This is a genomic window from Burkholderia sp. Se-20378 (assembly GCF_017104665.1).
Classification (GTDB): Bacteria; Pseudomonadota; Gammaproteobacteria; order Burkholderiales; family Burkholderiaceae; genus Burkholderia; species Burkholderia lata.
Window position 1 is genome coordinate 1 of record NZ_JAAGPG010000022.1, and the last position, 25,753, is coordinate 25,753.

General features: G+C 64.5%; 24 protein-coding genes and 2 pseudogenes. 10 read left to right on the forward strand and 16 right to left on the reverse strand.

Annotated features, from left to right (window positions below; all coding sequences use genetic code 11):
- Nucleotides 1-107: 107 nt before the first annotated feature.
- The 8 genes from G3N93_RS05155 to G3N93_RS05190 form a co-directional block, all read right to left on the reverse strand.
- A complete protein-coding gene (locus G3N93_RS05155; RefSeq protein ID WP_206132418.1) occupies nucleotides 108-1,052 on the reverse strand; it encodes a catechol 2,3-dioxygenase in 945 nt (314 codons plus the stop codon).
- A gap of 17 nt (nucleotides 1,053-1,069) precedes the next feature.
- Complete coding sequence (locus G3N93_RS05160; RefSeq protein ID WP_174943559.1) at nucleotides 1,070-1,426, reverse strand: 2Fe-2S iron-sulfur cluster-binding protein; 357 nt, start codon at nucleotides 1,424-1,426, stop codon at nucleotides 1,070-1,072.
- A gap of 1 nt (nucleotide 1,427) precedes the next feature.
- Nucleotides 1,428-2,492: an NADH:ubiquinone reductase (Na(+)-transporting) subunit F gene (locus G3N93_RS05165; RefSeq protein ID WP_206132419.1), complete on the reverse strand. Its 1,065-nt coding sequence runs from the start codon at nucleotides 2,490-2,492 to the stop codon at nucleotides 1,428-1,430.
- Between the two features lie 25 nt (nucleotides 2,493-2,517).
- On the reverse strand, nucleotides 2,518-2,874 hold the full coding sequence (locus tag G3N93_RS05170; protein ID WP_011356557.1) for a phenol hydroxylase subunit P4: 357 nt from the start codon (nucleotides 2,872-2,874) through the stop codon (nucleotides 2,518-2,520).
- 80 nt (nucleotides 2,875-2,954) lie between these two features.
- Entirely contained in the window at nucleotides 2,955-4,505 is a 1,551-nt protein-coding gene (locus G3N93_RS05175; RefSeq protein ID WP_174939720.1) for an aromatic/alkene/methane monooxygenase hydroxylase/oxygenase subunit alpha, read from the reverse strand.
- 38 nt (nucleotides 4,506-4,543) lie between these two features.
- On the reverse strand, nucleotides 4,544-4,813 hold the full coding sequence (locus tag G3N93_RS05180) for an MmoB/DmpM family protein (RefSeq protein WP_059684923.1): 270 nt from the start codon (nucleotides 4,811-4,813) through the stop codon (nucleotides 4,544-4,546).
- A gap of 35 nt (nucleotides 4,814-4,848) precedes the next feature.
- Nucleotides 4,849-5,844 (reverse strand): phenol hydroxylase, encoded by a 996-nt coding sequence (locus G3N93_RS05185; RefSeq protein WP_174939718.1) that lies wholly within the window; start codon nucleotides 5,842-5,844, stop codon nucleotides 4,849-4,851.
- A 16-nt stretch (nucleotides 5,845-5,860) separates the two neighbouring features.
- Nucleotides 5,861-6,193, reverse strand: coding sequence for a phenol hydroxylase subunit (locus G3N93_RS05190; RefSeq protein ID WP_374196414.1), 333 nt, complete (start codon nucleotides 6,191-6,193; stop codon nucleotides 5,861-5,863).
- 184 nt (nucleotides 6,194-6,377) lie between these two features.
- On the opposite strand from G3N93_RS05190, the gene G3N93_RS05195 reads away from it, so the two are divergent.
- Nucleotides 6,378-8,066 carry a sigma-54-dependent Fis family transcriptional regulator gene (locus G3N93_RS05195; protein ID WP_206132420.1) on the forward strand — a complete coding sequence of 563 codons (1,689 nt, stop codon included), beginning with the start codon at nucleotides 6,378-6,380 and terminating at the stop codon, nucleotides 8,064-8,066.
- Nucleotide 8,067: 1 nt separating this feature from the next.
- The gene (locus G3N93_RS05200; protein ID WP_206132421.1) at nucleotides 8,068-8,823 is read left to right on the forward strand and encodes a GntR family transcriptional regulator; all 756 of its coding nucleotides are present in this window, start codon (nucleotides 8,068-8,070) and stop codon (nucleotides 8,821-8,823) included.
- A gap of 24 nt (nucleotides 8,824-8,847) precedes the next feature.
- On the opposite strand, the gene G3N93_RS05205 is transcribed toward G3N93_RS05200, so the two are convergent.
- Entirely contained in the window at nucleotides 8,848-9,672 is an 825-nt protein-coding gene (locus G3N93_RS05205; protein WP_206132422.1) for a phosphate/phosphite/phosphonate ABC transporter substrate-binding protein, read from the reverse strand.
- 300 nt (nucleotides 9,673-9,972) lie between these two features.
- Here G3N93_RS05205 and G3N93_RS05210 point away from each other — a divergent pair, with 300 nt between their 5' ends.
- Together G3N93_RS05210 and G3N93_RS05215 are read left to right on the forward strand one after the other, a co-directional pair.
- A complete protein-coding gene (locus tag G3N93_RS05210; RefSeq protein WP_206132423.1) occupies nucleotides 9,973-10,998 on the forward strand; it encodes a fatty acid desaturase in 1,026 nt (341 codons plus the stop codon).
- A 184-nt stretch (nucleotides 10,999-11,182) separates the two neighbouring features.
- Nucleotides 11,183-12,385 (forward strand): benzoate/H(+) symporter BenE family transporter, encoded by a 1,203-nt coding sequence (locus G3N93_RS05215; RefSeq protein WP_041493411.1) that lies wholly within the window; start codon nucleotides 11,183-11,185, stop codon nucleotides 12,383-12,385.
- Nucleotides 12,386-12,752: 367 nt separating this feature from the next.
- Here the strand turns inward: G3N93_RS05215 and G3N93_RS05220 are convergent, their stop codons facing one another.
- A complete protein-coding gene (locus G3N93_RS05220; protein WP_206132424.1) occupies nucleotides 12,753-13,373 on the reverse strand; it encodes a type VI secretion system amidase effector protein Tae4 in 621 nt (206 codons plus the stop codon).
- A 3-nt stretch (nucleotides 13,374-13,376) separates the two neighbouring features.
- Nucleotides 13,377-13,847 (reverse strand): annotated as a pseudogene (locus tag G3N93_RS42020) (PAAR domain-containing protein); the annotation flags it as partial.
- 150 nt (nucleotides 13,848-13,997) lie between these two features.
- On the opposite strand from G3N93_RS42020, the pseudogene G3N93_RS05230 reads away from it, so the two are divergent.
- Nucleotides 13,998-14,156, forward strand: a pseudogene (locus G3N93_RS05230) (benzoate/H(+) symporter BenE family transporter); the annotation flags it as partial.
- A gap of 25 nt (nucleotides 14,157-14,181) precedes the next feature.
- Here the strand turns inward: G3N93_RS05230 and G3N93_RS05235 are convergent.
- The gene (locus tag G3N93_RS05235) at nucleotides 14,182-15,069 is read right to left on the reverse strand and encodes an NAD(P)H-binding protein (RefSeq protein WP_206132425.1); all 888 of its coding nucleotides are present in this window, start codon (nucleotides 15,067-15,069) and stop codon (nucleotides 14,182-14,184) included.
- 551 nt (nucleotides 15,070-15,620) lie between these two features.
- Between G3N93_RS05235 and G3N93_RS05240 the strand changes: the two genes are divergently transcribed.
- Entirely contained in the window at nucleotides 15,621-17,483 is a 1,863-nt protein-coding gene (locus G3N93_RS05240) for an ATP-dependent endonuclease (RefSeq protein WP_241026405.1), read from the forward strand.
- A gap of 177 nt (nucleotides 17,484-17,660) precedes the next feature.
- Here G3N93_RS05240 and G3N93_RS05245 read toward each other — a convergent pair whose 3' ends face one another.
- Nucleotides 17,661-18,578 (reverse strand): AraC family transcriptional regulator, encoded by a 918-nt coding sequence (locus G3N93_RS05245; protein WP_174939703.1) that lies wholly within the window; start codon nucleotides 18,576-18,578, stop codon nucleotides 17,661-17,663.
- Between the two features lie 194 nt (nucleotides 18,579-18,772).
- On the opposite strand from G3N93_RS05245, the gene G3N93_RS05250 reads away from it, so the two are divergent.
- Nucleotides 18,773-18,970, forward strand: a complete 198-nt coding sequence (locus G3N93_RS05250; protein WP_206132427.1) for a hypothetical protein — start codon at nucleotides 18,773-18,775, stop codon at nucleotides 18,968-18,970.
- Between the two features lie 38 nt (nucleotides 18,971-19,008).
- Here G3N93_RS05250 and G3N93_RS05255 read toward each other — a convergent pair whose 3' ends face one another.
- Nucleotides 19,009-19,962 carry a LysR family transcriptional regulator gene (locus G3N93_RS05255; RefSeq protein WP_046548935.1) on the reverse strand — a complete coding sequence of 318 codons (954 nt, stop codon included), beginning with the start codon at nucleotides 19,960-19,962 and terminating at the stop codon, nucleotides 19,009-19,011.
- 100 nt (nucleotides 19,963-20,062) lie between these two features.
- Between G3N93_RS05255 and G3N93_RS05260 the strand changes: the two genes are divergently transcribed.
- The 3 genes from G3N93_RS05260 to G3N93_RS05270 all read left to right on the forward strand — a co-directional run bounded on the left by G3N93_RS05260 (nucleotide 20,063) and on the right by G3N93_RS05270 (nucleotide 23,981).
- Complete coding sequence (locus G3N93_RS05260; RefSeq protein WP_174943531.1) at nucleotides 20,063-21,421, forward strand: NAD(P)/FAD-dependent oxidoreductase; 1,359 nt, start codon at nucleotides 20,063-20,065, stop codon at nucleotides 21,419-21,421.
- A 326-nt stretch (nucleotides 21,422-21,747) separates the two neighbouring features.
- Nucleotides 21,748-22,182, forward strand: a complete 435-nt coding sequence (locus G3N93_RS05265) for a phosphatase (RefSeq protein WP_174943528.1) — start codon at nucleotides 21,748-21,750, stop codon at nucleotides 22,180-22,182.
- A gap of 179 nt (nucleotides 22,183-22,361) precedes the next feature.
- A complete protein-coding gene (locus tag G3N93_RS05270; RefSeq protein ID WP_206132428.1) occupies nucleotides 22,362-23,981 on the forward strand; it encodes a histidine-type phosphatase in 1,620 nt (539 codons plus the stop codon).
- Here the strand turns inward: G3N93_RS05270 and G3N93_RS05275 are convergent.
- On the reverse strand, nucleotides 23,975-24,685 hold the full coding sequence (locus tag G3N93_RS05275) for an alanyl-tRNA editing protein (protein ID WP_206132429.1): 711 nt from the start codon (nucleotides 24,683-24,685) through the stop codon (nucleotides 23,975-23,977). The two genes, G3N93_RS05270 and G3N93_RS05275, sit on opposite strands and share 7 nt — an antisense overlap.
- A 36-nt stretch (nucleotides 24,686-24,721) precedes the next feature.
- Complete coding sequence (locus G3N93_RS05280; protein ID WP_206132446.1) at nucleotides 24,722-25,741, reverse strand: sterol desaturase family protein; 1,020 nt, start codon at nucleotides 25,739-25,741, stop codon at nucleotides 24,722-24,724.
- Nucleotides 25,742-25,753 lie beyond the last annotated feature (12 nt).

Below are 25,753 nucleotides of genomic sequence, written 5' to 3' on the forward strand. Positions count from 1 at the left end.
TCTGCGGCCGCCTGCGCGGCGCGCGCCGCGGCGGGCCAGTCGATCGTGTGCGTGACGACGCTGCGGGTCGAATCGTTGCAAGCCATGACGCGGTGCTCCTGTGCGGTTCAGGTGTAGACGGTCGTGAACGCTTCGTTCAGCTCGCCGGAATGGAAGAAGATCCCGCGCCCGAGTTCGTCCTCGGTCCAGGTCGTGACCGGGCGGTCGGGCTGCGCGAGATAGCCGAGCCCCGCGAAGGTTTCGTTGCGGTTGCCGCTCGGATCGAAGAAATAGATGGTCGTGCCGCGCGTGATGCCGTGCCGCGTGGGGGCGACGTCGATCTTCACCTTGTTCTTCGCCATCACGTCGGCCGACTTCAGCACGTCGGCCCAGTCGTCGAGGAAGAACGCGATGTGGTGCAGCCCGTTGCGCGGGCCGCCGACGAACGCGATGTCGTGCGGCGTCGAGCTGCGGAACATCCACGTCGCGGCCTGGATCGTGTTGCCCTGGCCGACCATGACCTGCTCGGCCAGGTGGAAGTCGAGACACTCGGCCATGAAGCGCGTGTTCTCCTCGACGCGGTTCACGCCGGCTTCCGGGTTCATCTCGCACATCAGCAGGCAGTGGTCGAGCCAGTGCACGGCCGAGCCCGGGATGTCGTCGGGCCACGGATCGGGATTCAGCGAGCCGACCGCGGTGCCGACCTGCTCCTTCTGCGCGAACAGGCGCAGCTCGTGCCCGCTCGGCAGCAGGAACCGCAACTGGCGGCCCACCGCCGGCAGCGCGCCGTCGGGCAACATCTCCGTGCGGATGCCGTACGCCTCGATGCGCTGCTGCAACGCGTCGAGATCCGCGTCGTGCTCGACCTTGTAGGCCGCGTGCTTGAGCCCCGCCTGATCGGACGGCGACAGGATCAGCGAATACCGGTCCCATTCGTCCCAGCATTTCAGGTAGACGTTGCCGGCCGCGTCGCGCATCGTTTCCTGCATGCCGAGCACGCGGATGTAGTGACGCAACGCCGCTTCCATGTCCATCACCTTCAGATTGACATGACCAATACGCATCACACCCATGGTGAGTCTCCTCCTGGTTACTTGTTGAATACCGGCGCCCCGGCACAAGCCGAGCCGCAGAAAAACGGCTTTTTCAGCCGGCCCGCCACTTCCAGCTCGACGTCGCCGTCCGGCGCGACGCGGCACGCGAGCGCATAGCCGTCGCGCTCCTCGTCGGCGCTCACGTGCGCGCGGCTGATCGGCCCGAGCCGGTGCACGGCGCCGCGCAGCACGCGCACCTTGCACACGCCGCACCCGCCGTTCAGGCATCCGACCGGAATGCCGCGCCGGCCCAGCTTCGCCATGCCGGCCAGCAACGATTCGCCGGACGCGCACACGTAGCGCTCGTCGGTCTGCGCGATCGTCACCGTGGCGCACACGCGGCCCGCGTCCATGTCACACCCGCCGGAACAGCGGGCTGCGCGTCTGTTGCGCGTCGGCCGCCGAGATGAACTTCTCGTGATAGATGTCCCGCTCGAACAGGCGACCCTTCATCAGCGCGGTGATGCATGCGTCGATCATCGCGGGCGGCCCGCACAGGTACGCCTGGTGGCCGGAGAAGTCGCCGTCGAAATGCGCGTTCGCGACGTCGTGCACGAACCCTTGTGCGATCCCGCCGCCGGCATCCGCCGCACCTTCGGACAGCGCCGGCACGTACGTGAAGTTCGGGTAGCGCTGGGCGAGCGCGCGGAATTCGTCGTGGTAATAGAGCTCCTTCGCGTTGCGCTGGCCGTAGACCAGCGTGATCGGCGCGGTGACGCCGCCGTCGAGCAGGTCCGCGATCATCGAGCGCGGGCTCGACAGGCCCGATCCGCCGGCCATGAAGATCATCGGCAACGCGGCCGAGCGGCGCACGAAGAAGCGGCCGTACGGGCCCGACAGCCGCACGCGGTCGCCGGTCGCCAGTTGCTCGTGCAGGTAGCCGGTGCCCAGCCCGCCCGGCACCTGCCGCACGTTCAGTTCGATCTCGCCGGTCGCGGCCACGTCGGCCGGTGAATTCGCGATCGAGAAAGCGCGGCTCTGCCCGAGCCCCGGAATCTCGAGCTGCACGTACTGGCCGGCCTGGAAATGGATCGGCTGCGACAGCTTCAGGCGGATCGACTTGATGGTCGGCGTGAGTGGCTCGATGCGCGTGACGTCCGCAGCGAAATCCTTGACGGGGATGATCTCCGCGTCCGGCTCCTCGTCGACGTCGGCCTCGATCACGGTGTCGGCCTGCAGCGTCGCGCAGCACGCAAGCGCCTTGCCCTCCTCGCGCTCGAAGTCCATCAGCGCGAACGGATTCGCGTCGCCGACGTCGGTCTCGCCGTCGAGTACCGCGACCTTGCAGGTGCCGCACAGCCCGTGACAGCACGCGTGCGGAATGTAGATGCCCTGGCGCAGCGCCGCGTCGAGCATCGTCTGTCCTTCCTCGACCTCGATCGTGACGCCCAGCGGCTCGATGGTTAGTTGATGGCTCATGATGGTTCGCCCGTCCGCGTCGCGGTCAGAAGCTCGCGCCGCCGAGGCCGTCGAGGCCCGGCGTGCGAAAGCTGATCAGGTCCTTGTGCCCGAGGCCGTTGCCGGCCAGGCTCTTTGCCGCGTCCGGCGCCCACGGCTCGCCGGATCGGAACCACTCGACGCGATCCCAGTCGATCTTCGCGAAGTCCGGGTGGTAGCCGTAGACGGGCGGCAGCACGTCGCGTGCGAGCGCGCCGAACGGCAGGTCCGGCGGCAGCGGCAGGCAGAACGGCGCCGGGAACATCAGGTGGTCTTCCCAGCACACGTACAGCAGCGGTGCCGGAAACTTCCCGACTTCATCCTTGATCGGGAAGTCGTAGGGTTTGAGCGCGATGACGGCCATGCTTGTCTCCTGTCGGCCGGCGTTCGCGCATGCGCGCGTGCGCCGGTCTCGTTCAAGGTTGCGTAGGTGTTGCGTATCGATCAGTTGCTCGTGGCCTGGCCACGCCATGCCGCGAAGTTCTTCTGGTCTTCCGAGCCCTCGAAATCGAGGTTGTCGCGACCCATGCCCACCGCGTAGTAATCGAGTACGGCGGCAAGCGGGTCGAAGCCTTCGGCGCTCGGGTCCGCATCGGGCGGGAAGCAGTTGCCCTGGTGGATCTGGTGCACGGGCAGCCACGCCTGCACGTACTTCTGCGGCTCGTGATCGAAAATTTCCTTGCAGTGATCGCTGCAGAAATGGAACTTGTTGCCGAGGTAGTCCGATTCGCGCGCACCGATCTTTCGCGGATTGCCGGGCTCGGTGAACAGCATCGGGATCTGGCAGGTCTGGCACAGCATCGGCAGCGTCTTCATGTAGAAGCGGTTGCCGGCCTTCGCCTGCTCGCCCCAGTAGTCGAAACGCGGACGGTAGTAGCGGTCGAACGAGTCGGGATACTTCGCCGCCAGCCACGTCATCTCGTCTTCGGTCGGCACCCACGTATGGAATGCGGACGCCGCGTTGAAGCCGTAGAACGTCGACCATGCCTGGTGGCTGATGTGGTCCTTGCCTTCGCACGCGTCCTGCCAGCCCTTCGGCTCGCGAATGCCGTAGCGCGCGAGATCCTTGAACAGCGCGCCGCCGTTCTGCTCCGCGTACATCTCCCACGATTCGCGCCAGCTCATCACGCGCTTCGGCTGCATGTAGTCCATCATCATCGCGACGAGCGTCAGCAGCCGGTAGCCGCGCCAGAACCACTTGTCTATCCAGCGCTGCACGATCGGCACGTTGCCCGGGTCCTGCTCGAGCAGGAACTTGATGCACTCGATGCCGAGCGTCATGTGGCGCGATTCGTCCGACTGCGCGGAGAAGCCGAACGTGACGGTCGACATGTCGCCGTTGTAGGCCGCGCCCGACATGAACGGCACGAACAGCAGGTTCGTCAGCACGTATTCGAACGAGAAGCTCACGGCGGTCAGGAATTCGAACGGCCCCGACGAGTACGCATCCTCGAAGAACGACTTCGGCACCGACAGGTACCAGACGCGATCGAACCAGTGGTTCGAGTGATGGAATCCGTTGAAGAACTTGTTGTACGTCGACATCGCGTGCGTTTCGGTCTGGTAGTGCCGCAATTCGTCGATCGACTGCATCTGGCACGCGATGCGCGCGCCCTCGCCGGTGAAGTGCCGGCCGACGTGCGCGAAGCCGCGATGCGCGAGGTATTCGAGCGGCGTCACGCCCTGGATGAACAGCTTCAGCGCGTTGATGTAGCGCGCATCGGTCACGCCGAGGAACGCGTTGTTCTGCGTGAAGGCGTCGATCACCGCGTACAGCTTCTTTTCCTTCTCGCCCTGGTACTTCCAGTACGCGTCCATCGTCAGGCGAAACGGGTCGACCCACTTGTCCCAGTCGTGGATCTTGATGCCCTCGTAGCGGTCGTACGGAAAGACCTTGTCCATCGGCTGGTAGGTCGTCTCCCAGCCGAGGCCGCGCGTCATCGCCGCGTAGCGGTCCTTCAGGCCGAGTTTTTTCTTGAGCGTTGGCGTGTCCATTCGTGTCTCCGGTGTTGTCGGTGCGCGTGGCGCGTCGTTCAGTGCGACCAGCTCAGCGTGAACTGGTCGTCGTCCTCGTCGATGTGGCCGGACAGCGTGATCAGGTTGACCTGCAGTTGCTGCAGGTCGAAACGCGTGCCGGTGAGTTCTTCGATCGTCTCGCGGCGGATCGTCAGCCGGTCGGGCGAATCGATCTTGACCATGCCGGGCGACTCGACCACCGTCGCGAGCGGGTTGTCGGCGACGATCGCCTCGACGATCGGTCTGGACTCCTCATTGGCCTGGAAGGCGATGAATACGTTGGACATGCTGTTTTCCTGGATGAAAGGTGGGCGGCCCGGGCTCAGAGCGCGAGGCCGAGCTTCGCGACACGTGCGTGGAACTGTTCTCGCGCTTCGTCGAGCGCCGCGCGGCCGTCGTCCTGCAGCGCCAGCGCCGCCACCGGCGCGAGCGCCGCGTCGGCGCGCGCTGACCAGTCGCGCGTCCAGCGTGCCAGCAGCGCGCGGTTGTCGTCGGATTCGGCCGCCATCGTCTTCACGACGGCGTCGATCCAGCGGTTCGATTCGGTGTGCCATTCCGGCATGAACGCGGTCAGCATCGCCACCGCCGAGCCGCCCGCGAGCGCGATCCGCTCGTCGACGAAGCGGTCGTACACGAGCGGGTAAAGCAGCCCGTCGAGCGCCAGGTTCTGCGCGACGAACAGCTCGACCGGGTCGGCGACCACCAGCGTGTCCTCGACGTAGCGCCGCAGCGGCTGCCACGCGGCGCCGGTCGTCCATGCCGCCTTGGCGGTGTCGAGCACGTCGGGCTCGGCCATCGCGAGCGCGAGCCGCGTGAGGTATTGCGCAACCCCGAGGTTGTCCATCGCATGAAACATCGCGGGCGCCGTGAACGCGGTGCCGTAGCCGAGCGCGCAGACCTGCGCGTTGTTCATGTTCGCGCCCCAGGCCGCATGGCGCAGCGGCACCAGTACGTCGAGCGCGTGCGCGGCGACATCGTCGCGCATCAGGCCGATCATCCGGCGCGACTCGACGAACTCGAAGTTCGCCTCCATCGTGTCCTGCTGGCGCGCCCGCGTGGTCGCCCACGACGCGTAGTAGAACTGGCGCGGGTCCTTCAGCGCGTACCAGTTCGCCATCCGGATCGCCGAACGCGACGCGTCGAAGATCTCGTAATCGGGATCCCACGTCGGGCGGTAATGGAAGTTCGCCTGGGGCTGCGCGCCCATCATGCCTTCCTGGTAGCGCGTCGCCGTCTTGTCGCCGCCGATGTTCTGCGCCACGTGCGCAAAGGTGTGCCGGAGCGGCTTGATGTCGACTGTCTTCAGCTCGATGGTCACTTCTAGCTCCTCAAGGTCATGGGTTCGCTTCGACGTCCAGCCGCGTAACGTGCTGTTCGCGGCAGAACGCGTCGAAGGCGGCAGGAGGCAACGTCAGCTCGACGCACAGCTCCGGCGCGCCGCCGATCGAAAACTCGAATTCGACGAAGCCGCGTGGGTTCGTGCCGGTGACGCGGACGCACTTGCGGCCCGGGTCGAGCGGGGAAAGATCGGTGTCGGTTGGATTCATGTCCGGTGTCGCCTCCATGCCGTCCTTCAATGCAGCATCCGTGCCACGCACGGCCGGCTCGGCAAAAAATCTCGATAATTCAGGGAAAGCCCTGACGCGAAGTTCGAATTCGCGATCCACAATGGCGGTTAACCAGAATGGAAACGGCGCCCGGACGAAAGCGCCGGGCGCTTGATTCGGCGGGCCTCTTCATCATTTGAGCAACCCGGCGGCGCGCATTTGATGAAATGATCAAACGGCTGCCCGGGTTCGGGCGCCGCGAGCGGAAATTTCGAAAATCACGAGAAATCTCGACGGAGGAGACATGACGCGGCCCAGCCTGCCCCCCTTGCCGCCGGACACCGACCTGCGCAAGCTGATCCATTTTTCGGCGAGCGACGGCCGCATCTGGCTCGCCGGACAGCGGATGGTGCTGCTCCATGCCGGCGCGCTGGCGACGCTGCGCCAGGAGTTGATGGAAAGCGTCGGGCCCGCGCAGACGCGGCGCTTCTTCACGCGCGTGGGCTTCGCCGCCGGCGAACGGGACGCCGCGCTCGCCCGCGAGATCCGCAGCGGCGCGTCGCTGTTCGACATGTTCCATGTCGGCCCGCAGCTGCACATGCTCGAAGGCGCCGTGCAGGTCACGCCGTTGCGCTTCGAGGCCGATCCCGCGACCGGTGCGTTCTATTGCGAATACCGCTGGGAACATTCGTGGGAGGCCGACGTGCACCGCCGCACGTTCGGGCCGCAGCCCGAGCCGGTGTGCTGGATGCTGATCGGCTATGCGACCGGCTATACGAGCGCCTTCATCGGCCGGACGATCCTGTTCAAGGAAACCGGCTGCGTCGGCATGCACGACCCGCACTGCACGATCGTCGGCAAGCCCGCCGAGGAATGGCCGGACGCCGAGGAAATCTCGTCGTGGTTCAAGGCCGATTCGCTGATCAACACGATCCGCGACCTGCAGACCGAGGTCGAATCGCTGCGCCTCGAGATCGCGCCCGACGATGACCGCACGCGGCTGGTCGGACGCTCCGACGCGTTTCGCGCCGCCTATGCGCTGCTCGAAACGGCCGCGCCGACCAAGGTGGCCGTGCTGCTCACCGGAGAAACGGGCGTCGGCAAGGAGCGCTTCGCCCGCGCGCTGCACAGCCTCAGCCCGCGCGCCGCGAAGCCATTCGTCGCGATCAACTGCGCGGCCATTCCGCACGCGCTGATCGAATCGGAACTGTTCGGCGCGGAGAAAGGCGCGTTCACGGGCTCGCAGGTTGCCCGCGCCGGGCGCTTCGAGCGCGCCAACGGCGGCACGCTGTTCCTGGACGAGATCGGCGAGTTGCCGCTCGACGTGCAGGCCAAGCTGCTGCGCGTGCTACAGGAAGGCGAGGTCGAACGGCTCGGCGCGACCGACAGCAGGAAGGTGGATGTGCGCGTCGTCGCGGCGACCAACCGAGATCTCGAACAGGCCGTGCGCAATGGCACCTTCCGCGCCGACCTCTACTACCGGATCAACGTCTACCCGGTGCTGATTCCGCCGCTGCGCGACCGGCAGGACGACATCGCGCTGCTCGCCGACGCGATGCTGGAGCGCTTCGCGTCGCTGCACGGCAAGCCGGCGCCCACGCTGACCGACTATGCGTACGACGCGCTGCGCGGCTACCGGTGGCCCGGCAACGTGCGCGAGCTCGAGAACCTGATCGAGCGCGCGGTGATCCTGTCGCGCCCCAACCGGCCGGTCGATGCGAAGGACCTGTTCCCCGGCGTCGGGCTGCCTGGCGGCTCGACCGTCGACCGTGCGGGGCAGATCAAGCCGGCCGCCGCGCTGTCGATCGACTGCGCGACGATCCTCGACCAGTTGCAGGGCGGCGGCGGGCTCGACGGCCTCGAGCGCGCGCTGCTGCACGAGGCCGTCGATCGCGCGAACGGCAACCTGTCGGCCGCCGCCCGCCTGCTCGGGCTGACGCGCGCGCAGCTCAGCTATCGCCTCAACCGCAAACAGGATTCGGAGGACGCGTGACATGAACACCATCCTGCCCGCCCACCCGTTCGCCGACGCACTGCCCGACGACACTGCGCCCGCGATCGAGCCGGCCGCCGACGACGCGGTCGAACCGCATGCACGCACGCTCAGCGAACATGCGTACCACCAGCTTCGCCAGCACATCATCGAGGGGCACTACCCGCCCGGCGCGAAGCTGCGCGTCGAGCACCTGAAGAACGTGTACGGCGTCGGCGCGGGTACGCTGCGCGAAGCGCTCACGCGGCTCGTCAGCGATGCGCTGGTCGTCGCCGAAGGGCAGCGCGGGTTTCGCGTCACGCCGATGTCGGTCGACGATCTCGAAGCGATCACGCGGCTGCGCATCCATATCGAGGTCGATGCGCTGCGCGAATCCGTGCGGCGCGGCGACGATGCGTGGGAGCACAGGGTGCGGCAAAGCTTCGAGATGCTGTCGGCCTGGGAGCAGCCGGTGTCGATCGAGCACCGCACCGCGTGGGAAGCGTGCAACCGGCGCTTTCACGAAGCGCTGATCTCGGCGGCCGCGACCCCGTGGACCTACCTGATCCTGCGCATGCTGTCGCAGCAAAGCGAACGTTACCGGCGCGTGTGCATCGGGCTCGGCGATTCGAAACGCGACGTGCATGCGGAACATGCGTGCCTGTTCGAAGCCGCGATGCGGCGCGCCGATGCGCGCGCGGCGCTCGCGCTCGAAGACCATATCGGCACGACGCTCGCCGTCGTGCGCAACGCGCCGCCCGGGACGCTGCCGTTCTAGTGCTTGGATGCCGGCTCGCGGCGCTCAGGCCAGCGCGGGATACCCGTGCGCGGCCGCCTCGTGCTCGAACCGCGCAATCGCGTCGTAGTCGCCTGGCGACAATCGTTCGAATCCCTTCAGCCGCAGCACGCGCGCGCGCTCGGCATCGGCGGCGACCGCGCGATCGAGCGCATCCTGCAGCGCGGCGACCTGCGTTGCAGGCAGCGCGCGCGATGCGATGAACGGCAATCCCGGCGCAGAGGCCGTCATCCCGATGATCCGGATGTGCTTCAGCAATTCGGGCAGCGCGTCCTGCACGTACGCGAACGTCACGCAGTCGATCGCCGCGCAATCGGCTTCTTCTAAAGCCAGCGCACGCAGCACGTTCAGGTGCGAGCCGAGCGCGGCAACCGATCCGAAGAACCGCCCGTCGCGCGCATGCGGCGCGACCGCATGCCGGAGCGCGTTCATCCCGCTGTGCGAATCTCCGCCGTTGAATGCGGCCCGCAGCCCCCGGCATGCGGCGAGCGTCGTCGCGCCGCCCGCATGTGCACGAGCCGACACGGCCAGCACGCTGCTGTAGTGCGCGCCGTGGCAGCCATCCGCATCGAACACGGGCGTCGCGATCAGTCGCACGACATCGCGCAAGCCAAGCATCCGGTACGGATAGCCGCAGGTCTGCGACAGCAGCAGATCGTCGCGCCGCCATAGCGCATGCAGGTCGTCGAACGGTTCGTCAGGAAGCACGACATCGACGGGCCCGCCCGCGTTCGCGAACGCATCGAGTGCATCGCGCAGCAGTGCGCGCCACAGCGCGTCGTGGCGCGGCGTCACGTTGTACATCGGCAGTACTGCGATCCATGGGTTCATGCGGGCATTCTACGCATCACCGCTCACCCGGGGGAACCCGGTTCGATCACGTCAAAACGGGGGCCGAACGTGGTACAGCGCGCCCGAAGCTTATCGGCCACGCGACGATAAGCAAATGCGAATCGATTGGTTGGCCGCACGACGCGATCCCGGTACCGTCCTGATGCCTGCCCGAGCATCGCCATTGCACGTGATAACGGACAGGCCGACCGTGATCCGCGAGACACTTGCGCACCCGGGCCGAGCGCACCGGTTCAATCGCTCGTTCCCCGCACTGCCCGTTCAATCCGCCTCAACGCCATGGCCGAATACTTCGACGTCGACCACGCGCGTGCGATCGCCGCGCTCGACACCCGCTTCACAGCCCGCACCGAGTGGCCGACCTGGCTGCTGGTCGTCGCGATCTACGGCGGCTGGCTCGCCGTGCTGCTGCTCGTGCGCGACGGCACCCTGTCGCTCGCGGCCGCGACACCGCCGCTGATCCTGCTCGGCGCGTGGCACCTGTCGCTGCAGCACGAGCTGCTGCACGGCCATCCGACGCGCTCCGCGCGCGTGAACAAACTGCTCGGCTATCCGCCGCTGACGGTCTGGTATCCGTACACGCTGTATCGCGACACGCATCTCGACCATCACCGCGACGAAGACCTGACCGTGCCGGGCGTCGATCCCGAAACGAACTACGTCACGCGAGAACGCTGGGCGCAGTTGCCGCGCTGGCGCCGCGTGCTGACGGTCGCACGCAAGACATTCATCGGACGATTCATCGCGGGGCCGCCGTTGAGCGTCTTTGCGATGGGCGTCGATGCATGCGCCGCGTTTCGTCGCGGTGACTTTCGCTATCTGCCGATGTGGGCGATGCACGTCGTCTGCGTGGTTGCGCTGCTCGCGTGGCTGCAATGGGCGATCGGCGTGCCGTGGTGGCATTACCTGCTCGTGATCACGTGGCCCGCGTTGTCGATTGCAATGATCCGCTCGCTGTACGAGCACCGCGCCGCGCCGCATCCGAAGGCGCGCATCGCGATCAATGAAGCCGGCTTCGCAATGCGGTTGCTGTACCTGAACAACAACTATCACCTCGTCCATCACGACCTGCCGAAGCTGCCGTGGTACGACTTGCCGCGCGCGTACCGGATGCGCCGCGACGCGTATGCGCGGAAGTGCAGTGGCTTCGTGATTCGCGGCGGGTATCGCGAACTGCTCGCGCGCCATGCGTGGACGCCGACCGATACGCCCGTGCATCCGTTCGATCAGGGCACGGCGTCGTTGTCGACGGGGAGCGGCGTGAAGGTGGCGGTGGTCGACGAGGTGGTGCAGATCAGTACGTGACGTTCGGCGAAGCCGACGATTCGTCCGCCCGGCGGCACATTCCTTACGAAAAGCCGACATTCCGGCTCACACCCGCGCATTGCCAATTCCGCCGGCAATGCCCAGAATGTCGGCTCGTCCGGGGCTTCCAACAATCATTCGCCCCGGCTCTGCTCCCGGCCGCGCGCCGCACTCCCCCACGACGATGCAACCGAACACCCCGCCCGGCGCAATCCGCGCGATCGGCAACGACTGGTCCGTTTCCGCGATTACCGCGGGCTTTCTCGCGGTACTGATTTCCTACGCGGGCCCGCTCGCGATCTTCTTCCAGGCTGCGCAGGCGGCCCATGCGTCCAACGCGATGGTGTCGTCGTGGGTCTGGGCGATCTCGATCGGCGCGGGCGTATCGGGCCTGTTCGCGAGCTGGAAGCTGAAGGTGCCGGTCATCACCGCGTGGTCGGCGCCCGGCACCGCGCTGCTCGTCGGCCTGTTTCCGCAACTGACGCTCAACCAGGCCGTCGGCGCGTACATCACGGCCGCGCTGATCATCCTGCTGATCGGCGTGACCGGCTATTTCGACCGGCTCGTGCGCCACATTCCGCGCGGCATCGCGTGCGGGATGATGGCCGGCATCCTGCTGCCGTTCGGCACGCATGCGTTCGCCGCCGCGTCGGAGCAGCCCGCGCTCGCGTTCGGGATGATCGCGGCCTACGTGATCTTCAAGCGCCTGCTGCCGCGCTACAGCATCGTGCTCGTCTTGCTGACGGGCGCCGTGCTCGCGACGCTGCTCGGGATGACGCATCTCGGCAACGTGTCGGCGAGCCTCGCGCACCCGATCTTCATCGCGCCCGAATGGACGCTCGGCACGACGCTCAGCCTCGCGCTGCCGCTCGTCGTCGTCAGCCTCACCGGCCAGTTCCTGCCGGGCATGACGATCCTGCGCGTGTCCGGCTATCACACGCCTGCGCGGCCGATCATCACGGCGACCAGCGTGATGTCGCTCGTGGTCGCGTGCTTCGGCGGGATCACGATCGTCGTCGCGGCGATCACGGCCGCGCTCTGCACCGGCAAGGACGCGCACGAAGACCCGGACCGGCGCTACATCGCCGGGCTCGCGAACGGGGCGATCTATCTGATCGGCGGGCTGTTCGCGGGCACGATCGTCGCGGTGTTCTTCGCGCTGCCGAAGGCGTTCGTCGCTATCCTCGCGGGGCTCGCGCTGATCGGTGCGATCGGCGCGAACGTGCACGGGATCTTCGAGGACGAGAACCACCGCGAGGCGTCGCTGATCACGTTCCTCGCGACCGCGTCGGGCATGACGTGGCTCGGGCTCGGCTCCGCGTTCTGGGGGATCGTGATCGGGTCGCTTTCGTATGCGGTACTGAACAAGGTGCGGCGACCGGCGTGATGCGCCACGCGGGTCGCCGCTTCGGCTAGTCAGATGTGCACTATGCGCACGCACAGAAACGCCAAGAGCCAATGGGCAGCGACCACGCCAACGAGATATCCAACAATGACGAGTGGCGGGCGGCGTCGCGCAAACAGGTAGAAACCCAACGCCGCAAAGAGGATCATCGGGCCAAAGACGTATGAGAACAGTTTGATTGTGCTCTGTATGGTTATGGCGCAAGCATCCACGCCGCCGCCACATTCGCCCACGCGCGGGACGCAGAGGCTCGAAAAGACTGAGCACAAATAGCTGTCAATCAACGTCCATATGACAACACTAGCGACGCCAGCGAGCCCGAATCCGGCGGTCCCAAAGAAACGTCGCATTACCTGATTTCCCAAAAGAGTATCTGCTTGGAGTTGCGCAGGTCTGACCAACCGAAATCAGTGTCGGGGAGAAGTTCGTGCATGCCGAAAGCTCTGCCGAACGTTGATATCACTCCAGGCACACTGCTGACCGTCATTCGCGAGCCGTTCCACAAATCTATGTGACCACCACTCGCATTCGCGGCCGATTCACCGCCACGCGTCCAGTACCTAGAGAACTGTATGATACCGGTGCGTCCCTTGACCTTCGACTCCCAGTCCGCCCCAGTGATGTCCTCTGCTTTGGGAAGACCAGCGAAGGGCTGAAACTGCAGCCATTTTCCCATCTCTTCGGCACGCGTTGCGGTCGGCTTACCATCGAGCATGATTCGGCCGATGGTCTTCGCGCCCGATACAGGCTTTACCGTCTTCGAGTTGAATGACTTCATGCCAACGCCGACGCGATGCAATGTGACGCTCATCCGAATGGCGCATTGATTTGTGTAGGCGGGGTCGTCATATGGCTTTCCCGAGGGGAAGTTATCCCAAAGCTCTTTAAACGTGACGCCTGAAAGGGGCACCTCTTTCTCTGAACCTTGCGTGTTGTTCGAACGGATTTTGATGGGATTGGGGTGTGGCACGCGTCATTCTCCGTAATGTTTCACGAGAGCGTCGTCGCCCCAGTAGATGGTGTAGTCGTCGGAGTTGTCGCCGGTGTGAATGCGGGGAAGCCGGCCGCTCGCATCAAGACTCCCGTAATGCACACGGCCATCCGACGTTTCGATGTAGTACGGCATGCCTTCCGTCGCATGCTCGGTTGCCTTCACGCGTTCGTCATATGCGCCTTTCTTGACCGAAGCGACGCCACCGGTTGCCGTGCGGCTCGAAATGACTTCCCCGAGTCCCTTTAGCCCATCGCAGCACCATGCTTCGCCGGCAAGTGAAGCCATGATATGTGGTGGCATCGAGCAACCACACAGCACGATGTCCTGGTCCAGTGCGACCTCGCCTTGAAACTTGAGCCGATACGGACCACCCGCCTTTGCGATGATGCCGGTGTGTTTGCATGCATCGCAAAATGCGCTTCCGCCAATCAGCGCTGCTTGATGCCCATGTACAAGGAACGGTGGTCCGCTGTATGGCTAAATTGTCCCGCCACTTGAAAGACTATCGCCAACAACTGCAATGCGTCGATTCATTGACTGATCCTCTCGAAAGGACCAATCCTAATCGCGTCACGTATCGGGGCATCTCAATAAGACAGGGGGATCTTCGAGGACGAGAACCACCGCGAAGCGTCGCTGATCACGTTCCTCGCGACCGCGTCGGGGATGACGTGGCTCGGGCTCGGCTCCGCGTTCTGGGGGATCGTGATCGGGTCGCTTTCATACGCGGTACTGAACAAGGTGCGGCGACCGGCGTGATGCGCCACGCGGGTCGCCGCCGCTGTCACCGCGCGTGCTGGCGCACCAGTTGCGCGAGCGCGTCGGTCAGCGTCGTCGTGCCGTAAAGCCGCTCCGACACACCTTCCTCGACGTCGATCTGCCCGGCGTTGTGCACGTCGTAGAGATCGACGATCAACTGCGCATGGCGTTCGCTGAGGCCTGCGCGCAGCAACGTCGCAGCCCACGTTTCGCGTGGCAGTTCATGCGCGACGATCGCGCGGCCGGCCGCCGCGCCGAGCGTATCGGCGATCGCCGTCACGCTCACCCGCCGCGGCCCCTCGACACTGACGATGCGCGGCCCGTTGCCGCCTTCCGGCGCATCGAGCAGCAGCCGCGCCGCGACGACGCCCACATCGGGCGCCCAGACCGTCGGGAACACCTTGCCGACCGGATGGTGAAAGCTCGGCAGCACGCCGGTGCCGAGCGCGACCGGCAGGATGCGCGTCCAGTTCTGCAGATGCTCGGCCGAGCGCAGCAGCGTCACGTGCGTCGGGATCGTCCGCAACCGTTCTTCGAAGTGATGAAACAGCCGGGTGATGCCCGTATTGCCGTCGCGCTCCGCACCGTAGTCCGACAGCGCGAGCAGCACCGGCGGCGGGTTCGCGGCAAGCGCCGCAGTCGCGACGTCGATCGTCCGCGTCATCGTCGCGGCCGGATCGGGGTCGGCGACGGGCACCGGGCACAGTATCTGGACGGCCCGTGCGCCGTCGATTGCCGCTGCGATCGCGTTCGCGTCCGTCAGCTCGGCGATCACGACGTCGCAGCCGAGCTGCGCGAAACGCTCACGATGGCGTGCGTCGCGCAACACCGCGCGCACGGGATGGCCGGCGTTGCGCAAGGCCGTCACGGTCGACTGGCCGACGTTGCCGGATGCACCGAAGATCACGAACACGATTCGCTCCTGGGGGGATGAAGGTGGGGTGATTGTCGGCTTGCGCGGCGGGAACGGCGCGCACGGAGGGATGAATACAGCAGGAAAGGATGATGGATTGGGTGACGGCTACCATGCGCGTTGTCCGACGCACCGCCCGTCGTTTTGAATCGTATGATCTGCCGATCACAAGAAGCAACATGCGGCGGCGCGGGAGATTCTTTGCGCGCGGCGCCCCAGATCGCGATACGACACATGAACGTTGAGCGCACGCGATGCTTCCGGGATCTAGCTCCAACTTTGTCTTCAAAAAATTGGAGTTCTGGAGATACACTTGGAGATAACTGAAGCCTTGCCAGACAAGGCAGACAGACCGAAACACGTGATTGCCTCCAAATCTCCAACGATGTTCGCTTTCTGTCGCACTGGAACAATGCACCTCGGATGCGGAAACCCGGACCGGTCTCCGGGCTTCCGCCAACTCTGGGGTTCAGGATCGACGAAAGCACCGGCGTTTGGGATGGCAATTGCGAACTTGGCTCCGCCTGGACTAGCGACACGGATACTTCGCCATGTACATAACGAAAATAAACATATCAAACTATAGAAGCTTCGCTGATGCCACCGAAATCCCCTTGCAACCCGGAATGAATCTCCTACTTGGCGAGAATAATTCCGGAAAAAGCACGGTATTACAGGCGCTATCATTCGACTCAATAGCATACGAACCCCATCTTTCCCTAAAAACAAAACCATCGCCCTCGAGCGTAATAAGAACGGAGCAGCGAGTCGGAATCGAAGTCTCAATCGAAAAATCGGAAGTTTGGAAATATCTCGGCGAGCAGGCGCTCCTCCCAATTCCATCATCCGACATGATTCCGTCACTCGATTTCCCTAATTTTCTGAGAGAAATAGATCTCCTGGACATTGGATTTGAATTAATTCGCAAAGAAACCAACTATCAGATCGACTTTTTTCATGCAATACAGGGACAAAAATTTAGCGCCAGTCGCGTTGCCAATCAAATGATCATGGCTTATCGCTGCCCACCCGGGGAAAGCCTCCAAGGAGGAGCGATATCAAACTACGGCACTTCAGCGATTTCAACGTTAATTGACACCCAATGGAATTCATTCAAAACAAATCTTTATAAGTTTCGCGCCGAACGACTAAATGTTTACAGATGCCCATTTGGAGCATCGACAACTCTTAATCCAGACGCGAGCAATCTAGCTGAATGCCTTAACTCCATGCAATCTCAACAGCCGGATCTTTTTGAAGAGTACGTCCGGTACGTCAATAAGATTTTCCCAACCGTACACCGCATACAGGCGGTCGCAGTTCCCAACAATCAGATGCTTGAGATTAGAACGTGGCTAACTCCAGCAGCCAGCCGGCGCTTCGATCTCTCTATACCCTTGTCGCAAGCTGGCACAGGCGTCAGTCAGGTTTTGGCGATCCTGTACGTGGCTATGGTTTCGCTGGAACCGATAGTCATTGGCATCGACGAACCGAATAGCTTCTTGCATCCGAAAGCAGTGCGGTCACTACTACAAATACTCAACACCCTGACAATACGTCATCAATACATTATCACCACACACTCACCAGAAGTAATTCGCTCGTCCGACCCAGAATCTATTGCCGTCGTACTTAACAACGGCGGAACTTCACTGGTGCAAAAGCTTGATCCATCCAATATTGAGCACATTAAAGAAGGACTAGCAAACATCGGCGCCCGATTGTCTGACGTATATGGCGCAGACGAGATACTCTGGGTAGAGGGAGAGACTGAGGAACTAACATTTCCAAAGATTGCACTTCACGTAGCAAACTTAAAAATGGTTGGCGTTGCAGTGTTGAAAGTTAACGCCACCGGCGATTTTGATGGCGGTCGACGCGTGCGACCTCGGATGGTCTTTGATACCTATAAAAATTTATCGAACGCCGGATCACTAATCCCCCCAGCAATCGGGTTTATTTTCGACAAAGAAGAACGCAATCAAAGAGACATCGACGATTTAATCAAGGAATCTGGTAGGTCAGTTATCTTCCTTGATCGCCGCTGCTATGAGAATTACCTATTACACCCCGATGCAATATCCAGCACCTTGTCATCCAGCATCGGCGTCCCCATTGACACCGACAATGTAAAAAAATGGATAATCGACAATGGAAACGCTCAAAAATACATCGACCCAGCGGCGTCCATCAGTGAACAAGAGCACCCTTGGGAATCTCTCGATTGGCTTCAACGCGTGAACGCCCCAAAACTCCTGCGAGATATATTCGCTTCTATCCCCGAACAACCGGAGGAATACCGAAAAACGACGCACTCCGTAGCCTTAACCGATTGGCTGCTGGCCAACGCGCCTGATCAGCTGACGCCCATTGCGGACCTACTCAAGGGCTGCTTCTCGGCTACGGGCGAATAGATCTGCTCGGACTTCGAGGCGGCTATCAGCCTCCGTCCTCTCGTAATCCGGCAAGCTGACGTCGTATGTTGGTGCTTTTGTTGGTATCTCTTCGAAGAGATCGCTTACAACCTCGCATGTGTAAGCCAATGTGAATTCTGTCGGGCACCCCGCATCCGCGGTGGGGCCATCGCCCCGCTACGCCCCGCTCCCGCTGCCCTCGCCGTCATACGCCAACCGCAGCCCGCCCCGCGCCCCCGAGCGCGCAATCTCGGTCGGCGTTGCACCTAGCACGCGATTCATCCAGTTCGCCATGTGGCTCTGGTGGGCGAACCCGGCTTCGAGCGCGATCTGGCTGATGCTGAGCCGGCCTTCGAGCAGCAACGCCTTCGCGCGCTCGACCCGGCGCCGCACGACGTACTGATGCACGGGCATCCCGAGCGTTTCGCGGAACAGCACCTTGAAATGCGGCACGCTGATCGACACGAGCGCCGCGAGTTCGGCGAGCGTCATGCGCCGGTCGAGGTTCGCTTCGACGTAGTCGATCACGCGCGCGGCCGCCTTCGGCGCAAGCGTGCGGCGGCGCTCGCGGAATGCCGGCTGGCCGTCGACCAGCCGCGCGACGAGCGCCGTGCACAGGCTTTCCGCATAGAGCGGATCCGACGCGTCTTCCGCTTCGAGTTCGGCGGCCATCGCCCATGCGATGTGCTGCAGGCGCGGGTCACGCACCTGCAGCCGGCGGCGGATCTGCCCCTGCGACGGCTTCAGTTCGAGCTGTTCGACGGTCCGCCGCACGAACGTGTCGCTGAGCGCGATATGGAGGATCTGGCAGTCGGCGCTGTCGGTCCACTGGCCGGGCAGGCCGGCCGGAATCACGTCGACGTCGCCATGCGCCTGGATGCGCGACACGCGCTCGCCGTCGCACACGCAATCCGCGCGAACGGGCGACCCGATATGCACGCCGATCCGGTGATGCTCGGCCGCCGGAATCCGGTAGGTGCCCGCGCGGATTTCCAGCAGCGACGCACCGAAGCCCTGCCAGCCGAGCCCGCGGCTCGAGCGCAGGCTGACCGGGACGCCGTTGTCCGTCGGCGCCGCAAGAATCGCATCGCTCATGGCCTTCCTCCAGTGGATGGGGATGTCGAACGCGCATTGTGACGCGTTTTCGGGCCGCCTGCCGGGGCTGCCGGCGGCGCGCCCGGGTCGCGCAGAAAAAGATCATCCGTTTCTGCTCGGGGCCATCCTTGCGTGTGCGCCGGCGGGCGCCGCGCCGCTTACGATGGCCCCATCCGACACCTACGGAGACCGTCATGCCCCATCAGTGCCTTGCGCAGCGCACCGCGCTCTCCGCGCCGTCGCCCGCCACCACCCACCCTTCATCCGGCCCCCGCCCCCGCAACGACCGCACCACGTTCGCCGCCTGGTGCCTGCGCATCGTCGGCTGGTACCGGCTCGAACGACTGCTCGCGTCGATCCCCGACAGCAACGACGACTTCGGGCTCGTCTGAGCGGCCGCGCGGCAGGCATCGTCGACTCATCGCGCCGCCTACTTGCGCCGCCGCTCGTGCGGCGCCACCGTCGCGCCGTCGATCACCGGTGCGCCCTGCTTGATCAGGAAGTCGCGGAACAGCCCCGTGACCTGCGAAATGCGCCGGTCGGCGAGCGTGACCACATACCATTCGCGCTCGATCGGGTTGCCGGGGAACGGCAGTTGCCCGAGCAGCCCGGTGCGCAGTTCGAGTGCACACGCGTGCAACGACAGGAACGCCACGCCGAGCCCGGCTTCGGCCATCTGCTTGATGGCCTCGTTGCTCGACAGCTCGGAGCCCACATGGAAGCGGTAGCCCGCGTTCTTGAACAGGCTCTCGACGGTCGAGCGCGTACCCGCGCCGCGTTCGCGCACGAGCAGGTGCGCGGATTCGAGATCCTTCAGCGCGACGCGCTTGCGCTGCATCAGCGGATGGCCGGGCGCCGCGACGAACACCATCGGATGCTTCGCGAATTCGACCGCATGCGTGCGCAGCTCCTTCGGCGCGCTGCCCATCACCGCGAGATCGATTTCATGGGTCGCGAGCATGCGGATGATGTCGTCGCGATTTCCAACCTTGAAATAAGTCTTCACATGCGGACGCGTCGCAGTGAATTTCACGAGCAGCGGCGGAATCAGGTACTCGGCCGTCGTGATCGCGCCGATCCGCAGCGTGCCGCCGAGATCGCCCGTGAGCGCGGCCACTTCGTCACCGGCCTCGCTCCACAGATGCAGGATCTCGCGCGCATAGCGCGACACGATCTCGCCGGCCGCGGTCAGCTGCACGCCGCGCCCCACCCGCTGCAGCAACGCGGCGCCCACCGCCTCCTCGAGCAGGCGAACCTGCAGCGACACGGCCGGCTGCGTCAGGTTCAGCTCCTCGGCCGCCCGCGACACGCTGCCGAGCCGCGCAATCATGTCCAGCGCCTTCAGCTGCCGGAACGTCGCGGTCTTTCCTATAAGTGAATACATATGAGTCGCTTATAAACATTAAATTGTTCGTGTTGGTTCGAAACTATATCGTCGGTTCTTGAGCAATGTCATCCGAATCGTCATTCAGCAGGAGCCCAACATGGACAACACCACGCCCAACCTTGCAACGGACCGCGCACCGCGCCTGCCGCGCATCGTGATCGTCGGCGGCGGCGCCGGCGGCCTGCACCTCGCCACGCGTCTCGGCGATACGGTCGGACGCCGCGGGCAAGCCGAAGTCGTGCTCGTCGATCGCTATCCCACGCACTTCTGGAAGCCGTTGCTGCACGAAGCCGCATCGGGCCACCGCGACCCGGCCTCGCACACGATCGAATACGCGGCGCAAGCGAAGCGCCACGGTTTCCGCTTCGTGCAGGGCGCGTTGCAACAGGTCAACCGCGCGGCGCGCACGGCGACGATCGCAGCCGTGCAGGACGCCGACGGCACGGAAATCCTGCCGCAGCGCGAGCTCGACTATGACGATCTCGTGCTCGCCGTCGGCAGCGTGACGAACTTCTTCAATGTGCCGGGTGCGGCGCGCCACGCGCTGCCGCTCGAAAACCTCGACCAGGCCGAGGATTTCCGCCGGAAGTTCCTCGCGGCCTGCACGAAGGCGAATCACCTGGCCGAGCAGCAGCCCGCGCGGCGCGCCGCGCCGATCTGCATCAACGTGATCGGTGCGGGCGCGACGGGCGTCGAACTGGCAGCGGCATTGCGGGATTCGATCCAGCAACTGACGACGTACCGCTTCAAGGCGCTGGTGTCCGCGCGCGACGTGCATATCCGGCTGATCGAAGGCGGCCCGCGCATCCTGCCGGCGCTCGACGAGCGGCTGTCCGGCAAGATGCACGCGCAGCTTCGCGCGCTGAACGTCGACGTGCTGACCGATACCCGCGTGGCGGAAGTCGGCGCGGATGCCGTGACGACCTCGACCGGCGAACGGCTCGCGAGCGACATCACGATCTGGGCAGCCGGCGTGGCCGGCCCCGCGTTCCTGCGGCAGATCGGCGACATCGCGCTCAATCGATCGAACCAGGTGATCGTCACCGATACGCTGCAGACGCCGGACGATCCGCACGTGTATGCGTTCGGCGACTGCGCCGCCTGCCCGACCGCCGGTGCGAACGGCTTCCTGCCGCCGCGCGCGCAGGTCGCGTATCAGCAGGCCGTGTACCTGGTCAACGCATTCGCGCGGCGCGTCGCCGGCAAGCCGGTGGCCGGCTTCACGTTCCGCGATGCAGGCACCGTCGTGTCGCTCGGGCATGCGGGCGCCGTGTACCAGGCTGACATCAGCGTGCGTTCGCGCTCGCTGATCGTCGACGGGCTTGCCGCGATCGGGCTGTACAAGTTCCTGTATCGCAAGCACCTGTTCAGCGTGGTCGGCGTGAAGCGTGCGCTGTTCCAGTCGCTGAGCCACTGGCTGCAAAGCCGCAACCAGCCGTCGATCAAGCTGCACTGATCGCACCGGTTCACACGCGCTATCGCAAGACGGCATATCGGGCGTGCATCGCTCGATATGCCGTTTTTTCATATGCACATGCGCGGTGCATTCACCGCGTGCGCAACTCTGGTGCATCACATCGAAGGCCGTCGATACGATGCGATTCGCGCGGAACAGGCCGTGCGACACGCATCCCGCGCCCACCTTGGCTCGCCGCCCCATTCATTAGTCGAATCGTATGGGTCGGATATAAATATTAATTGGTCGCGATTTCGGGATCGACGCTAAGGTGTGTGGCATTCCCGTCGGCGAACGGATCATCACGTCTCTGAAGAGGAATCACCGTGGTTATCGAAGCCATCGTCACCCGTCTCGACGCAGCATTCGCGCAAATCGAAGCAACACCGGATTCGCATGAATCGCGCCATCAACGCGACGCGATCATCCAGTGGCTCGACCGAGCATCGGAAGAAGGATATCGACTCGGTCTCGTCACGACGCTGCCGGCCGCACGGCTCAGCGACATGTTCGAAGGCCAGTTCGGCCGCGCGAACCTCGACCGCTTCTCGGTCGTCGTCACGGACGCCAATCAGCAGGACTCCGGATCAAATCAGCATCCTTACGACGTCGCGCTGCAGGCGCTCGGCGTGCCGCCCGAGCGCGCGGTGGCGATTGCGAGCAGCGAACCGGAGCGCCGCGAAGCCGAGCATTTCGGCCTGTCGCGCTGCGTGAACATCACCGACACCGTGCGCTCGATCGCATCGGCCGGCCTGCACTGAACGCCGGCACACGGGCCGGCGGTGGCCGGCCTGCCCCGATCCGGCGGTCATCCGACGATTGCCCGACCGAATCCTGACATTCTGCTGTCAAAGTCGCTTGCAACACTTCCGGGCTTGACCGATCCCTCCCGGAGACGGGACGACGCGCACCTGCATCGTCCCGCCCGTTGCACACCACGATGACACGCCCGATCCGCACCGCCACCGCCCTGGTCGTTTCCTGCCTGCTGCTCGCCGCTTGCGGCGGCGAAGACTCGACACCGCCCGCGGCTCCTGCCGACAACAGCGGCTCGACGCCCGCACCGCAGCCGCAGCCTCAGCCCAAGCCGACACCCGCGACTTACTACCAGACGAAGACACCGTACCGTCCGCAACAGGACGCCGCGACGTACGAAGCGCCGCCCGCCGGCTACGCGCCCGTCTATACGGAACTCGTCGCGCGCCACGGCTCGCGTGGATTGTCGGGCTTCAAGTACGACGGCGCGATCTACGCGATGCTGGTCAAGGCCGAGGCCGACGGCGCACTGACCGCGCTCGGCGCGCAGCTCAAGGCCGACACGTACGCGATGATGAAGGCCAATGCGCTGCTCGGCTATGGCGTGGCGGGCATCTCGACGCCCGGGTACGGCAACCTCACGCAAACCGGCATCCGCGAACACCAGCAGCTCGCCGCACGTCTCGCGCAGCGGCTGCCCGCATTGTTCGCGGCCGGCAACCGGCAGGTCGTCGTCGTCAACTCGGGCCAGGATCGCGCGGTCGACAGCTCGACGTATTTCTCCGCGTCGCTCGTGGCCGCGCAGCCGGCGCTGGCCACGGCGATCACGCTGCCCGCCGCGCAGTCCGGCTATCCCGCGAACGCGCCGGTCGCGCAGCCGGCCGGCACCAACCGCTTCCTGCTGTATTTCCACTCGCTGAAGCCGGCCACCGATCTCGTGACCGACACGAGCAATCCGTACTACGCGACCTATCAGGCGAGCCAGGCATACCAGGCCTATGCGAGCGACGCGACGGTAGCCGCGAAGCTCAACGCGATCAAGGCCGCGCCGCAGGCGGCCGACGTCGCGCAGACGGTGCTGTCCGCACTCGTGTCGCAGGCATTCATCGCGAAGCTCGGCACCGACGGCTACACGTTCGCGAACACGGGCACCTATGCATTCACGTCGGCGGACGGCAAGTTCACCAATACGCTGAAAGGCGACGGCAAGACGAAGATCGCGACGACCGTCGATGCGGTGAACGTGCTGTACAACCTGCTGCAGGTCGCGCCGGCGATGACGACTGAAACCGGCGGCGTCACGATGGAGAAGTACATCGGCGCGGAGCAGGCGCAGTATCTCGCGTATCTGCAGGATGCCGAGGACTACTACCAGAAGGGGCCGGGCATCCAGGAAGCGAACCCCGTCACGTACCGGATGGCGAAGGTGCTGCAGGACGATTTCTTCGGCGAAGTCGATGCGATCGCGCGCGGCGACCTGACCCGCGCCGCGAAGCTGCGCTTCACGCATGCGGAGATCGTGATTCCGTTCGCGTCGATCATGAACCTGAAGAACGTGTTCGTGCCGACGCCGCAGGCGCAGACCTACACGTACGCGAACAACCCGTGGCGTGGCGATCAGGTGTCGCCGATGGCCGCTAACATGCAGTGGGATGTCTATCGCAACGGCTCGCGCCTCATCGTGAAGATGCTGTACAACGAGCGCGAAACGGATTTCCAGGCCGCGTGCGACGGCGCGAAGATCGCGGCGGGCAGCCACTTCTACGACTACGCGGGGTTGAAGCAGTGTTACGGGTATCAGTGAGGTGAGATGACGCGGGCGGCGGGCCACGCCACCCGCTCGCCCCGCCGCCCGCCGGCCATTTCCGGTTCGACCAGCATCACCTCGATCCGCTCCTTGCCCTTCCCGGTATTCCGGCGCTTGAGCGTCAGCATGCCGATCTCGCCGGTTGACGTAGGATGCGTGCCGCCGCACGCCATCGTCGCGAAGCCGTCGACCGTCCAGAACCTGCGTTGCGCGTCGACATCGCTGAAGTCGGTCACGATGCGCAGGTCGCGCTTCGACAGATCGGCCGCGGCCGACTCGATCTCGGGAAACAGCGGCGCCACGCTCGTGTCGCTCGCGAAGTCGATGCGCGCCTTGTCCTGCCCGATATGCGCGCCGATGCGCTCGATGCCGGGCCTGAGCCGATAGACCAGCTGCAGCACCATTTCGGCCGCGAAATGCAGACGCATCAGCCGGTACCGCCGCGTCCAGTCGATGCGCCAGGTCACGCGATCGCCGACGCCCAGCGCATGATCGTGCGCCAGCGTATAGACGATGTCGAGCCCCTGCTTTTCAGCCTGGATGACCGGATAGCCGCCCAGTGACCCCGCGTCGCTTTCCTGCCCGCCCGAAAACGCAAAGAAGATGGTTTCTTCCACCCGCACGCGGTCGCCGTCGACGTGGCTGACGACGGTATCCAGCGTGGTCCGGTAGGGATCGTCCCAGAATACTTTCTTCGTCATTGCCCGCCGTGCCTTTCGCCGAGGAAAACAAGCAGGTTAGCCGGATCGCGTACCGGTGGCTTGTACGATCTTGCGCCCTTGCGCCGACGTACCCTCGCCAGCCATGGCACGCGATGCAGCCGCGGCTTCCTCGTCGCCCTTGCGCTCGACACTCCACGTATGAATCGGCCGATGCCCCGGCCGCTCCCATTCGGGCGGCATCCACAGGTGTTTCAGCCGCTGCACGACGGGCCCGGGCGCGAACACGTCGCGCCACATGTCGACGAATTCATGCAGGTTCAGCACCAGGAAGTTGTACGAACGAATCTGCTGCGTGATCCCGTAATCGACCGGCTCCGTCTCCTCGACATACGTGCCGAACAGGCGATCGAAGATGATCAGCACGCCGCCGTAATTCCTGTCGATGTAACGCGGATTGCGGCCGTGATGCGCGCGATGGTTCGACGGCGTATCGAACACGTACTCGAACCAGCGCGGCAGCCGCCCGATCGCTTCGGTATGCACGAAGTACTGGTACGCGAGATCGACCGCAAGCAGGAACAGCACGACGGCGGGCGGAATGCCGAGCCACACCGGCGGCAGGTAGAACACGAACACGCCGACGAACGCGTTCAGCAGCGACTGCCGCATCGCGGTCGTGAAGTTCATCACTTCACCGCTGTGATGCGGCACGTGCGCGGACCAGAACCAGCGCACGCGATGCGACGTGCGATGAAACCAGTAGTAGCAGAACTCCACAACGACGAAGATCGGCACGATCGTGAAGCCGTTCACCGGCACGTCGAACAGGCGGTGCCGGTAGACCCACGCGAAGATCGCGCCCGTGAACAGCAGCCCCATCACCGTCTCCGCCACCTGATAGCCGGCGCCGAGCGACAGGTTCGCGACGATCTCCTTCCAGCGAAACGGCTCGCGGCGGCCGCGCCCGGTCATCACCGCGTATTCGATCGCGAACGCGATCAGGAAGACCGGCGTCATGCCGATCAGCAGCACCTGCTTCCAGTCCACGTCGTTACCCAGGAACGCATGGAGCCACGTCATCAACTCGGTCGGCATGTTCGCGGCCTC

Excerpts from the sequence above, each read along its gene's own strand:
- G3N93_RS05155 (WP_206132418.1), bottom strand. The coding sequence starts at position 1,052 with ATGGGTGTGATGCGTATTGGTCATGTCAATCTGAAGGTGATGGACATG.
- G3N93_RS05160 (WP_174943559.1), bottom strand. The coding sequence starts at position 1,426 with ATGGACGCGGGCCGCGTGTGCGCCACGGTGACGATCGCGCAGACCGAC.
- G3N93_RS05165 (WP_206132419.1), bottom strand. The coding sequence starts at position 2,492 with ATGAGCCATCAACTAACCATCGAGCCGCTGGGCGTCACGATCGAGGTC.
- G3N93_RS05170 (WP_011356557.1), bottom strand. The coding sequence starts at position 2,874 with ATGGCCGTCATCGCGCTCAAACCCTACGACTTCCCGATCAAGGATGAA.
- G3N93_RS05175 (WP_174939720.1), bottom strand. The coding sequence starts at position 4,505 with ATGGACACGCCAACGCTCAAGAAAAAACTCGGCCTGAAGGACCGCTAC.
- G3N93_RS05180 (WP_059684923.1), bottom strand. The coding sequence starts at position 4,813 with ATGTCCAACGTATTCATCGCCTTCCAGGCCAATGAGGAGTCCAGACCG.
- G3N93_RS05195 (WP_206132420.1), top strand. The coding sequence starts at position 6,378 with ATGACGCGGCCCAGCCTGCCCCCCTTGCCGCCGGACACCGACCTGCGC.
- G3N93_RS05200 (WP_206132421.1), top strand. The coding sequence starts at position 8,068 with ATGAACACCATCCTGCCCGCCCACCCGTTCGCCGACGCACTGCCCGAC.
- G3N93_RS05205 (WP_206132422.1), bottom strand. The coding sequence starts at position 9,672 with ATGAACCCATGGATCGCAGTACTGCCGATGTACAACGTGACGCCGCGC.
- G3N93_RS05210 (WP_206132423.1), top strand. The coding sequence starts at position 9,973 with ATGGCCGAATACTTCGACGTCGACCACGCGCGTGCGATCGCCGCGCTC.
- G3N93_RS05215 (WP_041493411.1), top strand. The coding sequence starts at position 11,183 with ATGCAACCGAACACCCCGCCCGGCGCAATCCGCGCGATCGGCAACGAC.
- G3N93_RS05240 (WP_241026405.1), top strand. The coding sequence starts at position 15,621 with ATGTACATAACGAAAATAAACATATCAAACTATAGAAGCTTCGCTGAT.
- G3N93_RS05245 (WP_174939703.1), bottom strand. The coding sequence starts at position 18,578 with ATGAGCGATGCGATTCTTGCGGCGCCGACGGACAACGGCGTCCCGGTC.
- G3N93_RS05250 (WP_206132427.1), top strand. The coding sequence starts at position 18,773 with ATGCCCCATCAGTGCCTTGCGCAGCGCACCGCGCTCTCCGCGCCGTCG.
- G3N93_RS05255 (WP_046548935.1), bottom strand. The coding sequence starts at position 19,962 with ATGTATTCACTTATAGGAAAGACCGCGACGTTCCGGCAGCTGAAGGCG.
- G3N93_RS05260 (WP_174943531.1), top strand. The coding sequence starts at position 20,063 with ATGGACAACACCACGCCCAACCTTGCAACGGACCGCGCACCGCGCCTG.
- G3N93_RS05270 (WP_206132428.1), top strand. The coding sequence starts at position 22,362 with ATGACACGCCCGATCCGCACCGCCACCGCCCTGGTCGTTTCCTGCCTG.
- G3N93_RS05275 (WP_206132429.1), bottom strand. The coding sequence starts at position 24,685 with ATGACGAAGAAAGTATTCTGGGACGATCCCTACCGGACCACGCTGGAT.
- G3N93_RS05280 (WP_206132446.1), bottom strand. The coding sequence starts at position 25,741 with ATGCCGACCGAGTTGATGACGTGGCTCCATGCGTTCCTGGGTAACGAC.